This is a genomic window from Solibacillus sp. FSL R5-0691 (assembly GCF_037974225.1).
Taxonomy (GTDB): Bacteria; Bacillota; Bacilli; order Bacillales_A; family Planococcaceae; genus Solibacillus.
Genome location: NZ_CP150231.1, coordinates 1,419,751 through 1,438,430, shown reverse-complemented (window position 1 = coordinate 1,438,430; position 18,680 = coordinate 1,419,751). Strand labels below are relative to the sequence as shown.

Here is an 18,680-nt window from a genome sequence, read left to right as displayed (position 1 = left end):
AAGAGGATTTGAAATGATCAGATTCAGACTAGCAATTACTCCTCGTCTGCGTTACTAAGCGGTGCATATGGTCCTGTTTTCAGCGTGCCTGAGAAGAAGGAATAGCCCGGCTTCCCTACAGCGTAGCCACGATTATACAAATAACCAGAATACGTTTTACCGTTTTGAGTAACCGTTACCCACATCGATTGTGTCGTTGTATATGGCACTTCTTTTGAATACCAAAGTGTATCGGACGCTACAGAAACTTCAGGCTTCAAACTTTCAGCTGCTTGGATACTTGAAATATTCACGGATACACTTAAAGAAATTGCTGCTACTAAACTTAAACTTACCAATTTAAATTTTTTCATCATTGATTCCTCCTCTGTTCCTATTCCAAAACCTGATTACAATAGATGAATCTTCTACATCCTTCACTTATCCTCCACCAGTTCCAATAATCCACAGTTCCAATGTTGTGAGTAATAAATCTACCATTTCTCCCCCTCCTTTGTATTAATTTTACAAACTATCCGACGAAAAGTGTATAATATGCCTAAAAGAATAATTTAGGTGATGAAATGAATAATTACGGGCATGTCATAAAAGAAATCAGGGTAGGTAAAGGCTATTCCCAACAATATGTCAGCGAAAAAATATGCTCACAGGGCAATTACTCAAAATTTGAAAAAGGGGAAAACAGAGAAATTAAGTTTTCGATTTTGAAGGAATTTTTGGGACGGCTTGAAATGTCCTATGAAGAGTTTGAATACATAAGCAACAATTATGAAATGCATGACCGCCAAAGAATTATGAAAAAGTTCTACAATCAAACCTATAATTCCGAAAACGCTCTGCTTCAAATGATTGAAGAATGCGCTGCCTATTTACAGCTAAATCCGAATGACAATTTAATCATGAATATTCAAACGGTAATGGAAGGCATGCTCGTTTTAGCAAGATCCAGTGATTTTGTACTGGCTTCTAAAACACTATCACCCATTTGGGATGACCTCTCTCAACGAAATACACTGTACTTAGCTGATATTTATATACTGAATGCCATTTTATTTGTATTTCCGATTTCTACTGCAACCGAAATAAAAGAATTTGCTTTTCGCCATATCGACAAGTACAACGGATTTCAAAATATTAATAAGTTAAAAATAAACTTTCTGATCAATTTGTCGCTTATCAATATAAAAGGAAAAGACTTTGAAACCGCGCTACACCTTTTGAATGATGCCATCGGGAAATGTAAATCGGAGCAGCTTTTTATTAACTTGTCGATCTGTTATGTAAGAAAAGGCGTGTGCCTGAATAATTTGAATGGAACGGATGAAGGTTTTATCGAAAAAGGGTTAACACTACTGCAGCATTTAGAACAGGCAGAACTAGTTAAAATGCTGGAGAAGGAAATTAAAAATAATTTAATCGTTAAATAATATAAGCAAATTAAAAAGGGCTGCCTGTATAATGAGGCTGCCCTTTCATTTTTTATTTTTTATTAGGTAAATTCATTTTACGTTCCAATAATTTAATGCGGTATTTATAAATCGCATAGATTACTGCCAGAATAATTATGATGATGACAAAAGGCTGCAAATACTGTTTAAACAGATCCCCTGCCTGCTCCCAGTTCTCCCCAAGCTTAATGCCTAAATAAACATAAAGCGCGGTAATCGGAAACATCGCTAAAAATGTATAGATTGAAAACTTCCATACATTCATTTTTGTCATCCCGCATGGTACCGAAATTGCGGTACGGACGATTGGCATAAAGCGTCCGAAAAAGGCAACGCCCGCGCCGTATTTTGCGAAAAACTTGTCCGATGCATTCACTTGCTTCTCATTAATCAAGAAGAACTTCCCGTATTTCAGAACGATTGGACGACCACCATAACGCCCTACCGCATACAAAGTCAACGGTCCTAATGTTCCGCCTACTGTTCCGGCAAGCACCATTAACCAATAGCTATATTCCCCTTGAGCAATCCAAAACCCGGCCATCGGTAAGATGACTTCTGCTGGAATAAACTCAAAGCAAAGTGCCAGTAACACACCGAAATAGCCAAACCCTTTAAAAAACTCAATCATTGATAGAATGATTGTATCTAACAACAAAAACAACTCCAATCATTTGCAATATCCAAAGTTAAAATCAGCGACAAAGTCCGATTTCAACTCCAAAGTCCACTTCTACATTCACTTAGCATACAAAATCTTTAAACGATTCACAATACAAATTGTGAAAACATGCCGTATTTATGTATGTTCTTCTATAGATTAGAACGTCCTCTCCTCATAAATGTTGCCTCATCCGCAAAATTTTAATTTTATAGCAGTGTATGTCTATGCAAAAAGCGATATGTCAGTCAGCATACCTCTGCCTAATGCGTGCAAATATAAACACAAACAGGCGAAACCATAAGTACTATGGAATCCCCTGTTCAAATCGTTAAATCAATGCTTTTAAATCATGAATAAATTCATAAATAAAATAGCAGCCAAATCCGAATAATAATAAGCCTGCAATAATGGATGTCCATTTAATCATCGCTCGGTTCATGACTTTCCTTGTAAGTGAAAAAAATTCCTTCTTGCGTCCGCTTTATAAATATAATAATTTACGAATACTTATAAACCTTCATTCACTTTTAAATATTCCCCAGTAAATTCCAGTATTGATTTATTTCCGGAAATCTATTATGATGGCATTAATTTATGAGAAGGAGGGATGTTTCTATGTTTTCAATTCGTTTACGCTAAGCTGGCAATAAAAAAGCAAACCCATTAATGTTGGGCCTTTTTGTCATGCTTGTAAACGAAGAAACCATAGGGATTCCTCTTTAAACGGGAGATTTCTATATTTTTTTCGCAGCAGGCATACATATGTCTGCTTTTTTATTGCGTTTTAGACTCATTATAAAATGGAGGGCTAAAACTATGCAGATGTTACTATTCTTTTAATACGGGCGGATTACCCTAACCGCTCGTATCGATAAGCTATCGGTACGAAATTTACTATTTCGGAGGTAGCAACAATGGAAAACTTAAGCTTTGAACTAAAAAATATACTTGTACAATTTTTAGATAAGGATGTACTGACAATCCCGCAGCTGGCCATTTATCAATTCGACCGCATTGGGATTGTCGGTAATAACGGTGCCGGTAAAAGTACTCTAATAAAATTATTAACCGGTCAACTCATTCCACAGCAAGGGAATGTAAATGCACATGTCGACTATTATTATTTTGAACAAACATCCCCTGCCGTTACTGATGACAATATTGATATTGCGCTTGTCCATAAACTGAAAGCAGTCGATCCCCATAGCGGTGGCGAACAAACACGGTTGAAATTGTCACAGGCATTCAGCCATTACTACGAGGCAATGCTATTAGATGAACCGACAACACATTTAGATCAGGATGGCATCAAATTTTTGCAGGAGCAGCTCCGCTATTATTACGGAGCCGTCGTCATTGTCAGTCATGACCGAAACTTGCTGGATAGCGTCGTTACGACAATCTGGGAAGTGAGTGACGGGTATGTGACAGTCTATAGCGGGAATTATTCGGATTATGCCGCGCAAAAAGAACGGGAAAAACTGGAGCAAGCTGCTGCCCATGAAAAATATGTTCGCGAAAAGGCACACTTGGAAAAGGCTGTTGCTGAAAAAATGAAAAAAGCCGAAAAGATTACCGAAGCGAAAAGGATGTCAAAAAAAGAAACGAAGGCCAAAGCAAACCGAATGTTTGAAACAAAATCGAAAGGAACGAGCCAAAAATCGGTTTACCGATCAGCTAAAGCAATCGAAAAACGGATTGAACAGCTGCCTGTTGTCGAGAAAGTTAAAGAAGAAGTGCCACTTCACTTCAAACAATCGAAAGCACTGGAACTTCATAATAAAGTACCGATTATGATGCGGGACCTTACTTTAGCAATCGGAAACAATATACTGTTGGATCAATGTCAGCTTCATGTTCGCCTACAGGATAAACTAGCGATAACAGGTCCGAACGGCAGCGGAAAATCAACATTGCTGCACGCGATTATCGAAAAGCATCCTAATATAGAACGCTCACCGAAAGTAAAAATCGGTCATTTTTCACAGCTTGCTTATCAAAATTTACCGGACGAGACGATCTGGCGTTTTATTAAAACAAGAAGTGAATACAACGATGCATTTATCCGCACTGTTTTGCATCAAATGCAGTTTGAACAAAATGATCTGCAAAAGCGAATCACCGTTTTAAGCGGTGGCGAACGGATTCGATTGCTTTTAAGTCAGCTGTTTTTAGGTGAATATAATATTCTCCTGCTTGATGAACCGACCAACTTCCTTGATATGGCGACAAAAGAGGCATTGGCAAACTTTATTAAGGCCTATGACGGGACTGTGCTCTTTGTTTCCCATGATGACTATTTTGTGAAGCAAGTGGCAACAAGAACGATTGAAATAAAAGATAAGAAAGTAATTGAAATGTGATAATACTGTTCTTTACGAGAGATACATTTCTTTCATTTCCTACCGGTGTGCACTACAATAATTATTATGGTAATGATAGTAAGAAAAGGAAACGAGCCCTTTACTAATTGGAGGTCATCATATGGAAATAGGTATTTCAACTTTTGCAGAAACTACACCGGATGTGCTAACAGGTGAAACAGTAAGTCATGCTGAACGACTGCGGCAAATCGTCGAAGAAATTAAGCTGGCGGATGCGGTTGGACTGGATGTGTATGGTGTCGGGGAACATCACCGCGAAGATTATGCAGCATCAGTTCCCTCTGTCGTACTCGCTGCGGCTGCAATGCAAACAAAACAGATTCGACTAACAAGCGCTGTAACGGTCCTTTCATCTGACGATCCGGTACGTGTCTTCCAGCAATTTGCGACACTTGACGGACTATCGAACGGACGCGCCGAAATTATGGCTGGACGCGGTTCATTCATTGAGTCATTCCCGCTGTTCGGCAATGACTTGAATGACTATGATGCGCTTTTTGAAGAAAAACTCGATCTCTTATTAAATCTTCAGGAAAATGAGATTGTGTCATCAACCGGCCATTTCCGCCCGTCTATTCCAGGACGCGGTATCTACCCCCGCCCTGTACAGGAAAAATTGCCGATTTGGATAGCGAGCGGCGGTACACCACAATCTGCAATCCGTGCGGCTACATTGGGCTTGCCGTTAACATTGGCAATTATCGGAGGAAGCCCTCTGTATTTTGCGCGCATCGTTCAATTGTATTATGATGTGGCGAAAAAAGCAGGACATGATATTTCAAAGCTGCGCGTCGCTTCCCATTCACACGGGTTTATTGCAGATACGACAGAAATTGCAGCAGAGCAGTTTTTCCCGTCAACAGCAGCGGCTATGACGAAACTAGGCCGCGAACGTGGCTGGGCACCGTATACACGTGAAGCATTTGATGAGGCCCGAAGCTTGGAAGGCGCTCTTTATGTAGGTGATGTGGAAACGGTTGCGAAGAAAATCATCTATCTGTACGAACATGTCGGCATTTCAAGGTTTTTCTTACACGTGCCGGTCGGTTCTATGCCGCATGACCAAGTACTGCATGCCATTGAACTTTTAGGTACGAAAGTTGCACCAATTGTGCGTGAAGAAGTAGCAAAATTGAAAAAGAGATAAAGATGATCGGTCAGGGGCTATGCAGTATTTTTCTGCATAGCCCCTTTTTATGATGTATGTTAATATGTCCCACCAAAAGTTTCAGACTATATTCACTAGAATAATAACAAAAATGCTTAAAATTCAGAAAATTATTGCAATTATAAATTTATTAAACTACAATAACATGAATTCAATAGAAAGCTGAGGTTACATCATCATGGGAGTTTTACAGAAGATAGGTAAGTTTGCAGGAAATACATTTGCGATTTGGGTTCTTGTTGCTGCAGGTTTAGCAATTTGGACACCTGAATATTTCACTTGGATCGGCAGTTACATCACCATATTATTAGGAATTGTCATGTTTGGTATGGGGATGACATTAAAATTAGATGACTTTAAATTAATTCTTCAATATCCGAAAGGCGTAATTATCGGGATTATTTCTCAATTTGTCATTATGCCATTACTTGCATTTGCGTTAGCAAAAATTTTCAATTTACCACCTGAAATTGCGGTTGGGGTTATTTTAGTAGGATGTTGTCCAGGGGGTACGTCATCAAACGTTATGACATTCCTCGCTAAAGGTAATACGGCATTATCTGTTACAATTACATCATTCACAACATTATTAGCACCGTTTGTAACACCTGCTCTCATCTATTTATTAGCAAGCGAATGGTTACCGGTTTCATTTATGGCCATGTTTATGTCGGTTATTAAAGTTGTATTGATCCCGATCATTTTAGGGATTCTTGCTCAATTCTTATTTAGACCAATTGTAGAGAAAAGCATTGATATCCTACCAACAATATCCGTGGTGGCGATCGTAATGATCGTTGCAGCCGTAGTAAGCGGAAGCCGCGATAAAATTTTGGAAACTGGATTAATCATTTTTGCCATTGTTATTTTACATAACGGGTTGGGCTACTTAATTGGATACTTGGTAGCGAAACTATTTAAACTAAAATACGATGATCAAAAAGCGGTATCGATTGAAGTTGGGATGCAAAATTCAGGTTTAGGAGCACAGTTAGCGATGGCGCACTTCGATCCCGTATCGGCAGTTCCGAGTGCGATCTTCAGTTTCTGGCACAATATTTCCGGACCGATTCTTGCTACCTATTGGGGTTCAAAAGCGAATAAAAAGGAAAACAGCAAATAGTAATAACACAAAAAAGAGGTACGAATTCATAATGATTCGTACCTCTTCTTTTTCGTTCATATGTATTAATGGGCTTAAATGCATTCAAATATGTATACCTTTCCTTCTTCATTAAAAGATCTTATCATTCTTTCAAAACCAACTTATATTGTACTAACTTAACTTCTTTCCCTATGTATAAATCTGTTCCCACACGGCTTTCCTCTGTAAATCCAATTTTCTTCATTAATTTTCTGGTGCGATGATTTGTTTCATGCGTTTCTCCGTAAAATGTGGTAATTCCAAATTGTTCATTTGCATAATTGATTAATTCCTCTATCATTCGTGTACCAATGCCAATATTCCAGAGCGTACTGTCACCTATAGCAATACCAATTTCAGCACAATTTTCATTAATCTCGGTTAAATCGGCATAACCGATAAGTCTATTTTTATATTCAATTCCCAGACGAATCATATCTTTTTGTTGATTGGCTACACAACGTTCCCACCATTTAAACACTTCCATATGATCTCTATTTTTTTGCCAACCATTTGCTTCACAAAAATGCTCATCCCTGCTCCAATCCACTACAGCATTGAAATCTTCTAATTTCAACTTTCTGAAGTAAATTTCATTTCGATTAATAACCATTAATCATCCCACCATTCTGATTTTCGCAACGCACTAATCGTTCTTAGCTCCGTAATTTACATATGAAAACCCTTGCCGTTTTATATGGCAAGGGATGTTTCATTTAAACTAAACCTGCTATTAATAGTTATTAATCTGATATTCGTTCATTTTATGTGCTAAACGAATTGTCACTTGAGCTAATTGTGCATACGTAACTTCACTAGTTGGCTTCAACTGATTATTTTCAGCTTCAAGTAATCCCATTGCATACGCTAATGCCACGTGACCACGTAATTCCTTATCTACTAGTGCGGCATCACTGTATTTCAATTCATATATATCACTCAGTTGTGCAGGTTTATTTAGTTTCAGTGTTCCAATTACCCATTTTGCCAGCTCCTGATTAGTAAGAGCTGTCTGAGGATTAAAGGTTTTAGTAGATGCATCGAGCATTCCCATCTTTAATGCACGAGAGACAAATGCATATGAAGGATCGTCTGGCGTGATATCAGTAAATGATTCGTCCGCCATTTCAAAATCATTGTATCTAGAGCTGTAATACATGTATGTTACGGATTTCAGTAATACTTTTAATGCTTCCTCTTTTGTAATAGCGGCATCCGGGTTAAACTTTTCGTTAACTTCTAAAATACCTGCATGAATTAAATAATTTAATTCTTCGGCAGCTTTTGGATGCTCGATTTTCGGCTTGTCCGCATTGGCCATTCCAGATGCATCTAACCATTCACCTGTTTTGGCATCAATGCCAGCAGACCGTTCTTTGAAGACTGGTTGGTATGCTAAACTGTAATGCTGCTCATTCCCTACTTTTGGATGATTCACATATTGCAGTTTCAGTTTCAACTCATCCTTCAACATTTTTGTTGCTTCCTGTTCAGCTAAAATATCCGTTACTGCCGGGTACTCCAAATCACCATAGTCGCTCATGTATAAGTTGACTAAATCACCTGTTTTGGCATCGACACTTACTGAGACACTATCCCCCATTACCGTTAAGCCATTCTCGATGCGCGGGAACGTAAAGTTATAACTATTATTGTAGGTCTCATGGTAGCCTTCATTTACCGGCAATGCATACTTGTGAGCAGATGAAGGGATCCATTCTTTTACAAGAGCGATCGCTTTATCCAATGCCTGTTTTTGTGTTAATTTCACTTCATCTTTGCTGTCATCATTATCTACTTCGAGACTACTTTTGATATCACTGTAATTAATGAATTCCCCTGTTGCTTTATCAATTGTTAGTACAGTCCCTGTTCCACCATTACGATAGTTATACATATATTGAATGTTGAATACTTCTTTACCCGACTCCGAAGTTGTTTCATCAACCGCTCCAATCTCCAGTTGAACACCTTTTATATCTGTTGCAAGCAATTTCTCAGCCAATGCTCGTGCCTGAGCTGCTGTCATGTTCGGCTGTTTTGCCGCTAATGGCGCTGATACAATTGGTGTAATTGGTTTAGCAGATAATGTTGACGAGAGCCCGTCCAAAGTTATCCATTCCCCTGTTAGCGCATGGATACCTGAAATAACCTGGCTATTCGGTTCATAAACTAACTTCACTTTATGATTTCCTGTTGAATAATCCGGTATAATTGTATAAGACAATTGTGCTTTTAAAGCATCTTGAACGCGGTTAGCAACGGATGATTCATCTAGTTTTTTTGATGGGTCATCATATGTGAAATTATTTTTTGAAGAGGTTGTTTTATAAAATGATGCTACTGTGCCATCTCCTAGTACACGAATATTGATAGTTTGATCTGAAATTGGAATCCCTGAATTTTTCTTCTCATAATTAAATGAATATTCAACAGGCTGCGTTAATATAGATGGAGAGTAATAATCGTATGCGTTCGGCACAAGCTCATACCCTTCGCCTTTACTGAACTTTCCCATAAATTTATCTGCTGATTTTTTCACTTCTTCTTTTGAATATTTTGCCGGGAATAATACATCCTTTGTGTATACAGGTTGATAATAGAATTGCTCCAACTCTAACGTATCGCCTACGAAAACAAAGCTCCCATGTTCATATTGATCATCAATATTCTTTGAGAAATAAAGTTCATATCGCACCGTAGTGTCTGTATGATGTGAGTATCCAGCCCCGCTATGAAAGTCTTTTTCCGATACATGCAGGAACTCATTTGGAAATAATTCTCGGAAACGCTTTATTAAATCTGCTTTTGTTACTGTAGTATTTGCTTGTGCGACCTGAATCGGTAATGTCTCCATTCGTTCATTCCCTAATGTTGAAGCACTAGCAATCGGTGCTAATAACCCAACAGATAGCGCTGTTGCAGTTAGCATGGCACCCGCCTTTTTAAAAGTTACCACTCTTCATCCCCCTATCTCTTTCTCGTAAACATCTGTTTACACTTATATATTACGAACTTAAATTCAAAATAGTTTCACTTTTGTTAATATTTAACTAATTATTATGAAATGTTAAAGCCGATAAGCCATATATCTAATCGTTTGATCAATACCATAAGTAGTTAATTCCTCCCTCTTAGCTCTTTCCGAAAACATTACCAGTTATCGTGATGGATAGTTTAAATTATTCCTAAAAGAATAAAAAAACACCTATTTTGAAAATAGGTGTTAAAGTTCGGTTATTGAGTAACCGGATTCATCTTCGTAATCTCTTTCCCGTTTATTGAAATTGTTCCGCTAGTAGGCTCTACCATGCGGTTCAGCATACGAAGGGCTGTCGTTTTACCACTACCGCTCGTACCAATAAATGCGATAAACTCCCCTTTTTTAATATCAAGAGTTAAGTTATCCACGGCCACTTTCCCACCACGGTATACTTTGCGTAAGTTTTCGATATGTAGCATAGAGCTCATTCCTTTTCCCATTTATCGTAATCCTATTTTGATAAAATACATTATTTATATACCCCGCTTTTCAAAAACGTAACAATGGAGACATTTAAATTGCAATATTGTAATTTTAAAGTTTATTACGTAATCTCCAATAAAATTTTGTAATATTTAACGGTTTCCATCCGACTTTTTTATTTCTATATAGTATTTTTTTACGATTTCGAATTGACAAAAATAAAGTTTAAGTTAATAATTATAAACCAAGTAACAACTCGTAAAATATTTAAGGTTGTTACATTATAAAAGGAATAAAGGGAGCGTATTATGCATTTTAAAAAATTAGGAATATTTTCAGTAGCATTATCGGGTCTGCTTTTAGCTGGTTGTAATAATCAGGATGATAGCAGTGCTACAATTGAAGAAAAATTAAACTACACGATTAATGGCATTGAACCAGGAAGCGGAACAATGGGATTAGCAAATAATACTTTACAAGATTACGAGAATCTAAATAACTGGAACCTTACAGAAAGTTCTACGGCAGGTATGCTGGGAGAACTGGATAAAGCCTATAAAAATGAAGAACCCATTATATTTACAGGCTGGAACCCTCATTGGATGTTCGCAAAATATGATCTAAAATATTTGGAGGATCCTAAAAAATCATTAGGTGAAATTGAAAATATTAATACGATTGTACGAAAAGGTTTTAAAGAAGATTTACCGAACGCTTATACAATAGTGGATCGCTTTTATTGGGAGCCGGAAGATATGGAAACGGTCATGACCGATGCCCAAGATTCAAACTTTGAGGATGCTGCAAATAAGTGGGTAGAGGAAAATTCGGATACGATTGCAGAATGGACTGCTGGCGTTGAAAAAGGAAACGGTGAAAAAATTAGTATTATTTCAACTCCTTGGGATACTGAAGATGCTTCATCACATGTCATCGCAGCTATATTGGAACAGCATGGCTTTGATACCGAAATCACTCCAGTTGACCCAGCAATTATGTTCCAGGCGATTTCAACGGGAAATGGGGATATTTCATTAGCTCCATGGCTGCCGATTACCCATGAATCCTTTTACGAAAAGCACAAAGATGACTTTATTGATTTAGGTGAAAACTTAAAAGGGGCACGACTTGGCTTTGTTGTTCCAGCATATATGGATATTGATTCGATTGAAGATTTAGCTCCAAAAAAATAGTCATACAATAGCATCGGGAAATTTATTTCCGATGCTTTTTTCTAAAAGGAATACAGCGATAGCGGTTAAAATTACGCAACCTAATATCAGATAATTCAAAAATTTCCCGCGCAATAATTTAGTTACTTGTGGATAACTTTAATTTGAAGGGTGCCTAAAGGAATTTCCGGCAATGATTTTCTAATAAATTTTGAGATCTGCTAATATATTTTTATTTGTTCTAATAAAAATGCGAAGTTCTAATTTATTTAATGTTTGTTCTAATAAAGTCGTCAACTCTTCTAATATGTTCTACCGTTCTTCAAATAACCAGCGCATTTCTTCTAATATCCTCCCCAACTGTTCTAATAAAATCTCCCTCAAGTTCTTCAAGACAAAAAAACTGCCCAAGTTACAAACACTTGGACAGCTTTCCAATTAGAACGGCATTCCCATAATCGCTTTTGGCTCAAGAAACTCCTCGATACCATAATCGCCCCATTCACGGCCAATACCAGATTGTTTAAAGCCTCCGAATGGTGCCGAACGATCCGTTTCACTATCATTAATACGAATTTGCCCCGCTCGGATGGAGAAAGCGACTTTCTTCAGGTCTTCTTTATCATTACCGAATACATATCCGGCAAGTCCATAAATCGTATCATTAGCAATATCAATGGCTTCGTCTAAATCTTTGTACTTAATGACCGACATAACCGGACCAAAGATTTCCTCCTGTGCAATGGTCATATCGTTTTTCACATTTGTAAATACCGTAATTTGTGAGAAGAATCCTTTATTAATTCCATCTGGTCTGCCTGGCCCACCGATTGCAATGGTTGCACCTTCTTCTTCACCTCTTTTAATGTAGGATTGAACGGTCTCCCACTGATCTTTGGAAACTTGAGGACCCATAAATGTATTTTTATCCTGTGGATCCCCTACCGGAAATTCCGTAACTAATTCTTTCATTGCTTCAATGAATTCATCATGCATTTCTTCCGGTACGATCATGCGCGTTGCCGCGGAACATACTTGCCCTGTATTCATAGCAATTTGTCCTAATGCCGCTTTCGCTGCTTCCTTAACATCCGCATCTTTTAAAATAACAAATGGTGATTTGCCGCCAAGTTCCAATGAAATATTTTTAATATCTTCAGCAGCATTTTTCATTAACCCGCTGCCAACTTCACCTGAACCGGTAAACGATACAATGTCCACATCCGGATGTGTACTGATTGCTTCACCTACTGTTGAACCTGAACCGTTTACAAGATTAAATACTCCTTTTGGAACACCCGCTTTATCCAAAATTTCCGCCAGAATGACCGCTGCAAACGGTGTTTGGGAAGCAGGTTTTACTACCATCGTACATCCGGCCGCCAGTGCACTTGCAAGCTTTGTGGAAAGCTGATTTGTCGGGAAATTCCACGGTGTAATCAGCCCGGCTACTCCAATCGGTTCTTTTTGAATATATGATTTCTCTCTTTTTTCGGTAAATTTAAATGTCTTCAATTGTTCTGCCGCTTCTTTGAAATGCGTTAGCCCCATCTTAAAATGGATTTCCTCCGATTTGGTAATAGGTGCACCTAATTCAGCGGTCATTATTTTCACTAAATCGTCTTTACGATTTTCATATTCTTCAGCAATCGCTTCCAACAGCTTAATTCGATCATCCACCGACATTTTTGAAAAGGAAGGGAAAGCCTCCTTCGCTGCCTGGACCGCTCGATTCACATCTTCTTTCGTCCCGCTGCTAATCTTACCTACTACTTCCTCTGTCGCAGGGTTAATTACTTCGATTGTATCTGATCCAGTAGAATCAACCCATTCCCCATTGATGTATTGTTTTGTATGATTTAGCATAATCAAACTCCTTTATAAATCGACTTATAAAAAATATTCCCTTTGTGCTTGTCAGTAAACATTTGAAACTTTCTCATAAAGCAAAAAAATTCGAAGCCTGTAGTAGCGCTTCGAATTTTTAATCAGTGTTAACCTATTCATTTATTGCAAGCAATTGCTTAGCGATTTCCTTCACATCCGGATCTTTTGATTCTTTTGTAAAACGCACTATAAGTTCTTCGATTTCAGTACCTTGCCAATACACACGATCATATGAAAGTAATGTTTGAATCGCCATATACTGCAGATGGTCGTCAGTCGTTTTTAAAGCTTGCCTAATAAAATCCATACCAATCCCATCATACTGATCCAATTCTTCAATAAGTGATAAAACTACAACTTTCTGGTCGTTCGTCAGTTCATTGAAATCACCAAAACACGCCGTAATTCCAATTAGCCGTTGGATAACTTGCGGATCCTTCGCGGCAAATAATGAATAATAATATTGCACATTTTCAGGGTGACTCTTTAACTTTTCAAATACGATGTCCGTTATATTTGCTTTATAATATTTGGCTACCGCTAACGCCATATCCTCATTTTCCTGGTCATATTGCAGAATTTCCAATGCTTCCTGCAGCCATAATGGATTTTGAGCAATCACGTTGATATTTTCTTCTACTGTACGCTTTTCATGCGGTTTCCAGTTAGATGAAAAGCGATCATCCCATGTTTCTTCATCATATTGTAAATACTCATGAATTTGTGTCAAAATAAAAAACTGGCTGAATGTCAGGCAATGTGTTTTCGCATGATGTGTATAGCGCATCAGTACTTGGCCTGCATACTGATATTCATCCATCGTTTGATAAGCCCCTTCATATAAAAGCGCTAATATAATTGTTCCCGCACTGTCAAATATTTTCCCGGAAATAATTTTTTCGTGCAGTTCAATATCAAGCTTCCCTTTTTCAGCACACATTAATGCCGAGGCATTCCCAGGTACAGTATTTTTTAGACCTTCCAGCAATATCCACTGTCGGATATCTTCATTTGAGGCATCCAGGAAATTTAATGCTTCAAGTTTACCCCAATCTGAAACATTTTTCGCAATATACCATACGATCTCATTACTGTTAGTTGTGCCGTTAGTTATTGCGAATAAAGCCACTCCGGTAAACTCTTCATGCAATGCAATCACTTTTAATCGCTCTTTATACTCTTCACATTTAACTGTTCCCAATACAAGAAGCGCAAATTTTACTACTTCGCGATGTGCCGCATGCTCAAGCAGCCAAATTGCCTCTTCTTTCACTCGGTCTTCATCTTTTTCAGTTTCAGAAAACCGCTCCAAAAATTCATGAAAATAGCTTATGACCTTCTCATCTTTAATTTTTTCGTAGGTTGATTTCCGTGTTTGATCGCTAGGATTTGCGACCTGTGCTAAAAATAGCTTGATCAGCTTTTTCGTATAAAATGGTGTTACTGCCTCTTGATGCAGCTGGTCTGCAAATCCTGGCGCAAATTTCGGATGATGTTCATCATATAATAAATCGTCATCCGGCAAATCTTTTGTTATTAGCTGTTGATTTTGCTCATATTGCTCTTCAAGCAAAGGTACGATATACGCCTTATTTGCCCATGGTAAAAATTGCAGTTTCATAGCCTCATGGAGCAACTGCTTTCCATCTACTTTCACCTTTATATTCAATTTAACAAAGCCGCCTATTTTCACATATACTCTATGTGTTTTACCGCTTTTGGATTGGAACGTCCCTTTCATTGTTGAAAATGGTATTAGATGCGACCACATTGATTTCCGTACATTTTGTGCAATCGTTTGGCCATCTACCTTTAAAACTTCTTCCATCATGCCATTCCTAACTTCTATTTGATGACCTTCATACTCCAAGACCCATTGCTTTTCCACTTCTTTTGCAATATCATTTTGAGCATTACGTATTTCACGCTTCATTTCTTCTTTAAATCCCATTTACTTGCTACCTATCCCTCTCATTTCTATACAGCTATCATAACAATTTTTGTTAACTATTTGTTAAATTGTTGCAAAAAAGCGAAATAATATCACAAGTATTTACTTAATTTTTGGGAATTATCAGATAAAAAGGACTAGTAAATATACTAGTCCTAAAAATAAATTATTGAGTTTTAACAACTACTTTCCCGTTATGCTCCCCATTAATTACTGCATCAAATGCCTTACCAGCCTCTTCTAATGGATAACTGTAACCTACGACAGGTTTTAGCTGTTCTGTTTCCAGCAGCTTTGCTACACCGTATATTAGTTCCTGGTGTTCTTCTGCCGATACATTAAACAGTACCATCCCACGTACATCACATTCTTTTTGCATCACTAGACGTGGATTAATCTCAATTTCCCCACGGTTTCCGACAATGACGATGACACCGTTTTTAGCAACCATCTGCAAGTCAGTTTGCAGATTTTCATTCGCCAGAAATTCAATTATGACATCTGGACCTTTGCCATCATTGGCATCAAGTACAGTCTCAATCGTTTCTTCTTTAGTATGATCAAGCACAACATCCGCGCCAGCTTCTTTTACAAGTTGTTTCCCGGAATCTCGGCTAGCCGTTCCTATTACTTTTGCTCCTAAAGCTTTTGCAATTTGAACAGCCTGCAAACCTACCGCACCACTCGCTCCGTGAATGAAAACCGTTTGCCCTGATTTCACTTTCGCTCTTCCAACCAATGCTCTGTAAGCAGTCAGTGCCGGAATTCCTAATGCGGATCCCTGCTCAAACGAAATATGCTCTGGAATCGGATGAACAAAGCGGCTTTCACAAACAATCTGTTGTGCCAATGTACCTGTCGACTTACCACTCGGCAAGCTCGCGATAAATACTCGGTCCCCTGCTTTTACGTTAGTCACTTGTGCTCCAACTTTTTCAACAACCCCAGCCCCATCCAGGCCTGGCGTATATGGCAAGTTCGGTTTAATCGCATATGTACCTGTAGAAGTATAAACATCGCTAGGATTTACACCTGCCGCATGAATGTTTATCAGTACCTCATTTTCTGCCGGTGTCGATACTTCCGCTTGCTCCACAACTAAATTTTCAGATGTTCCAAATTGATTGATACGTATTGCTTTCAATAACTTCACCCCATCAACTATATTATATTAAGAATATTAGAAAAATTACGTTTTGTATAGAGATAGCTTCGTTTAATAAATTATTAAAATGTAATACTCTTATTGGTTCATCTATATGGATAATATAGACGGGGCGTGAAATAATTTTTATTGGCAATAATAATGAAGCTATATTTTGAAAGCAGATGTACGAACTCACTTCGTCATCTGCTTTAATGGGATATACACTATCTCTTTTATTTAAAAAATAATCGGAAAAGTAAATATAACGAAAGCTGCCCACAATCCGTATACCGGCAAATACTTCGTAATGGCATCTTGAATCGCTTCAGGTCCGGATTTATTTTGAAGATAACGTAAATAGGAAATCATTATCCAAAGTAGGTTTGCAAAAATAAGTATATTCACCCCTAAAACAGCAAGCCGATTTGGTGTAATACCGTAAGAAGTCAGTCTGAACATGATGGCTGATAATGCGACACTGTCAATAATAAGCGCAACAACGATTAAAGCGAAATTAACATAGTCGAAGATGCTCTTTTTATCATCCGAGTCCTTCTCGGTAATAGAGAAGATTGTTACAGCCAGTACGCCAAGTAGTATACCGTTGAAGGCAATCAGGAAATCGCGGTCCAAAAATGGATTTTTACCGACTGATAGGACCGTTATAAGGTATACAAGCAAAGTAATTAATACTAACGGGCTAAATATTTTTGCGATAAATGGAGTTATATTTTTGGCCAACTTTAAATTCATAGAAACAAGATGTACACCAACAACAGCAAGTGCCACTGCCCCAAATAAAACGATATTACTAAAATAGAAGTCCTCAATATCTAAGCCAATAAAGCTGAATAACTGCAACGTTAATAATGCAAGAAACATCCCGCTAACTGCCATGCTGGCGTAAAGAATGCCATATTCCAAATTAAATTTGATATAAGCTAATCTTGTACTGCTATTTAAATAATCATTTCCTGTATATGCTAGCCCTAATAACACCCATAAGAAAATCGGGAAATGTAAATATGCTAAAATTATGCTATCGTCATTGAAATTCAATGGCAGCATATTCAAATAAATTCCTGAAACTAAGAACATTGCCACTAACGAATAAATGATATTTCTTTTAGTTTTATGCTTGTAAACAAAGTAGGCAGCAATAAACGGAATAATACCAAATGCCAGATTAATCGGAGCAATCGATTCCTGCTCGACAAAATGGAATATAATTCTTGTGCATACCCCTGCCATGATCGCTAATATTCCCATGAAAATAAATCCACTTTGTAATGACGCAGACCTTTTTTTACTATCAATTTCATTGAAATTCAATCTTTCATACCAAACACTCAAAATCGGGGAATCAGAGTTTAGTTCCCATGCCTGTTTAAATGACTTAGTAAAAGCTTTCGGGTCTTTTCGATACATTTTCTCCAGTACATCGGGTTTAGTAATATTTTCAATAACCAAATTATTACTCTCCATTGCTTTCCCTCCCTCCATTATGTTTCACCTAAATTTCCTCATCACTTTTGTATTCTAAAATATCTCCAGGCTGACAATCCAACGCCTTACAAATTGCCTCTAAAGTTGTTATTCGGATGGCTTTTGCCTTTCCATTTTTCAATATTGAAAGGTTAGCCATCGTAATTCCAACCTTTTCCGAAAGTTCTGTTACACTCATTTTCCTTTTTGCCAGCATCACATCAATATTAATAATAATTGCCATAGTTATTCACCTCAGACCGTTAAATCATTTTCAGATTTAATATGAATTGCTTCCTGTAAAAGTTTTTGAAGAACCGCTGCGAAGACTGCAATTACCAATGAAGCAAAAGGAACAACTAATCCGACAAAGATAACACCCGGTGCGTCATCCAATTCTGCAAATATATAAAACAGCGGTAAAACGAATAAATGCAAAATACTAATAGTGATGGCACAAATTTTTATTTTCTTTAAAGGTTTCACAGCTAGATCAGAGAACGCTTTATTATTGTCGATATAGCGTAAAAGTAGGAAAGCCTGATACAAAGCAAAGAAATAAGGAATTGCCGAAGCATCTAAAACGATGTAAACAAAATATTTTACGAATGCAAACTCCGGAAGCATTTTTGATGCTACATTTGCCAACTCAGGTACTAAAAAGATGCATAACGCTAAAATAGGAATTCCTAAAAAAACAACAGCAACTTTTAAAAACAACGTAGTTACTTTTTTCATAATTCGCACCTCATTTATTTATTTTC

Annotated in this window: 15 protein-coding genes and 2 pseudogenes; 5 read left to right on the top strand and 12 right to left on the bottom strand. The window is 37.6% G+C overall.

Features of this window, described 5'->3' with window-relative positions; genetic code table 11:
• Positions 1 to 35: 35 nt before the first annotated feature.
• Positions 36 to 353, bottom strand: coding sequence for a hypothetical protein (locus MKY51_RS06975; RefSeq protein WP_339176128.1), 318 nt, complete (start codon positions 351 to 353; stop codon positions 36 to 38).
• A gap of 210 nt (positions 354 to 563) precedes the next feature.
• Here MKY51_RS06975 and MKY51_RS06970 point away from each other — a divergent pair, with 210 nt between their 5' ends.
• Positions 564 to 1,427 (top strand): helix-turn-helix transcriptional regulator, encoded by an 864-nt coding sequence (locus tag MKY51_RS06970; RefSeq protein WP_339176127.1) that lies wholly within the window; start codon positions 564 to 566, stop codon positions 1,425 to 1,427.
• Positions 1,428 to 1,479: 52 nt separating this feature from the next.
• Here the strand turns inward: MKY51_RS06970 and MKY51_RS06965 are convergent, their stop codons facing one another.
• Together MKY51_RS06965 and MKY51_RS06960 are read right to left on the bottom strand one after the other, a co-directional pair.
• Positions 1,480 to 2,079 (bottom strand): DedA family protein, encoded by a 600-nt coding sequence (locus MKY51_RS06965; RefSeq protein ID WP_339176584.1) that lies wholly within the window; start codon positions 2,077 to 2,079, stop codon positions 1,480 to 1,482.
• Between the two features lie 361 nt (positions 2,080 to 2,440).
• Positions 2,441 to 2,569 (bottom strand): annotated as a pseudogene (locus MKY51_RS06960) (lysine transporter LysE); the annotation flags it as partial.
• Between the two features lie 457 nt (positions 2,570 to 3,026).
• Here MKY51_RS06960 and abc-f point away from each other — a divergent pair.
• From abc-f to MKY51_RS06945, 3 genes are all read left to right on the top strand, one after another.
• Entirely contained in the window at positions 3,027 to 4,475 is a 1,449-nt protein-coding gene (gene abc-f / locus MKY51_RS06955; RefSeq protein ID WP_339176125.1) for an ABC-F type ribosomal protection protein, read from the top strand.
• Positions 4,476 to 4,596: 121 nt separating this feature from the next.
• Positions 4,597 to 5,643: an LLM class flavin-dependent oxidoreductase gene (locus MKY51_RS06950; RefSeq protein WP_339176124.1), complete on the top strand. Its 1,047-nt coding sequence runs from the start codon at positions 4,597 to 4,599 to the stop codon at positions 5,641 to 5,643.
• Positions 5,644 to 5,842: 199 nt separating this feature from the next.
• Entirely contained in the window at positions 5,843 to 6,787 is a 945-nt protein-coding gene (locus MKY51_RS06945; RefSeq protein ID WP_339176123.1) for a bile acid:sodium symporter family protein, read from the top strand.
• Between the two features lie 124 nt (positions 6,788 to 6,911).
• Here MKY51_RS06945 and MKY51_RS06940 read toward each other — a convergent pair whose 3' ends face one another.
• The 3 genes and pseudogenes from MKY51_RS06940 to MKY51_RS06930 form a co-directional block, all read right to left on the bottom strand.
• On the bottom strand, positions 6,912 to 7,421 hold the full coding sequence (locus tag MKY51_RS06940; protein WP_339176121.1) for a GNAT family protein: 510 nt from the start codon (positions 7,419 to 7,421) through the stop codon (positions 6,912 to 6,914).
• A gap of 120 nt (positions 7,422 to 7,541) precedes the next feature.
• A complete protein-coding gene (locus tag MKY51_RS06935; RefSeq protein ID WP_339176120.1) occupies positions 7,542 to 9,767 on the bottom strand; it encodes a YcdB/YcdC domain-containing protein in 2,226 nt (741 codons plus the stop codon).
• Between the two features lie 287 nt (positions 9,768 to 10,054).
• Positions 10,055 to 10,270, bottom strand: a pseudogene (locus tag MKY51_RS06930) (ATP-binding cassette domain-containing protein); the annotation flags it as partial.
• Positions 10,271 to 10,582: 312 nt separating this feature from the next.
• Here MKY51_RS06930 and MKY51_RS06925 point away from each other — a divergent pair.
• Positions 10,583 to 11,467, top strand: coding sequence for a glycine betaine ABC transporter substrate-binding protein (locus MKY51_RS06925; RefSeq protein WP_339176119.1), 885 nt, complete (start codon positions 10,583 to 10,585; stop codon positions 11,465 to 11,467).
• Positions 11,468 to 11,884: 417 nt separating this feature from the next.
• Here the strand turns inward: MKY51_RS06925 and MKY51_RS06920 are convergent, their stop codons facing one another.
• From MKY51_RS06920 to MKY51_RS06895, 6 genes are all read right to left on the bottom strand, one after another.
• Positions 11,885 to 13,312: an aldehyde dehydrogenase family protein gene (locus tag MKY51_RS06920; RefSeq protein WP_339176118.1), complete on the bottom strand. Its 1,428-nt coding sequence runs from the start codon at positions 13,310 to 13,312 to the stop codon at positions 11,885 to 11,887.
• A gap of 133 nt (positions 13,313 to 13,445) precedes the next feature.
• Positions 13,446 to 15,284, bottom strand: a complete 1,839-nt coding sequence (locus MKY51_RS06915) for a hypothetical protein (protein ID WP_339176117.1) — start codon at positions 15,282 to 15,284, stop codon at positions 13,446 to 13,448.
• A 166-nt stretch (positions 15,285 to 15,450) separates the two neighbouring features.
• Positions 15,451 to 16,437, bottom strand: coding sequence for an NADPH:quinone reductase (locus MKY51_RS06910; protein WP_339176116.1), 987 nt, complete (start codon positions 16,435 to 16,437; stop codon positions 15,451 to 15,453).
• 231 nt (positions 16,438 to 16,668) lie between these two features.
• The gene (locus MKY51_RS06905) at positions 16,669 to 17,916 is read right to left on the bottom strand and encodes a DUF4153 domain-containing protein (protein WP_339176115.1); all 1,248 of its coding nucleotides are present in this window, start codon (positions 17,914 to 17,916) and stop codon (positions 16,669 to 16,671) included.
• Between the two features lie 28 nt (positions 17,917 to 17,944).
• Complete coding sequence (locus MKY51_RS06900; protein WP_339176114.1) at positions 17,945 to 18,160, bottom strand: helix-turn-helix transcriptional regulator; 216 nt, start codon at positions 18,158 to 18,160, stop codon at positions 17,945 to 17,947.
• 11 nt (positions 18,161 to 18,171) lie between these two features.
• Positions 18,172 to 18,654 carry a DUF2975 domain-containing protein gene (locus MKY51_RS06895; RefSeq protein ID WP_339176113.1) on the bottom strand — a complete coding sequence of 161 codons (483 nt, stop codon included), beginning with the start codon at positions 18,652 to 18,654 and terminating at the stop codon, positions 18,172 to 18,174.
• Positions 18,655 to 18,680 lie beyond the last annotated feature (26 nt).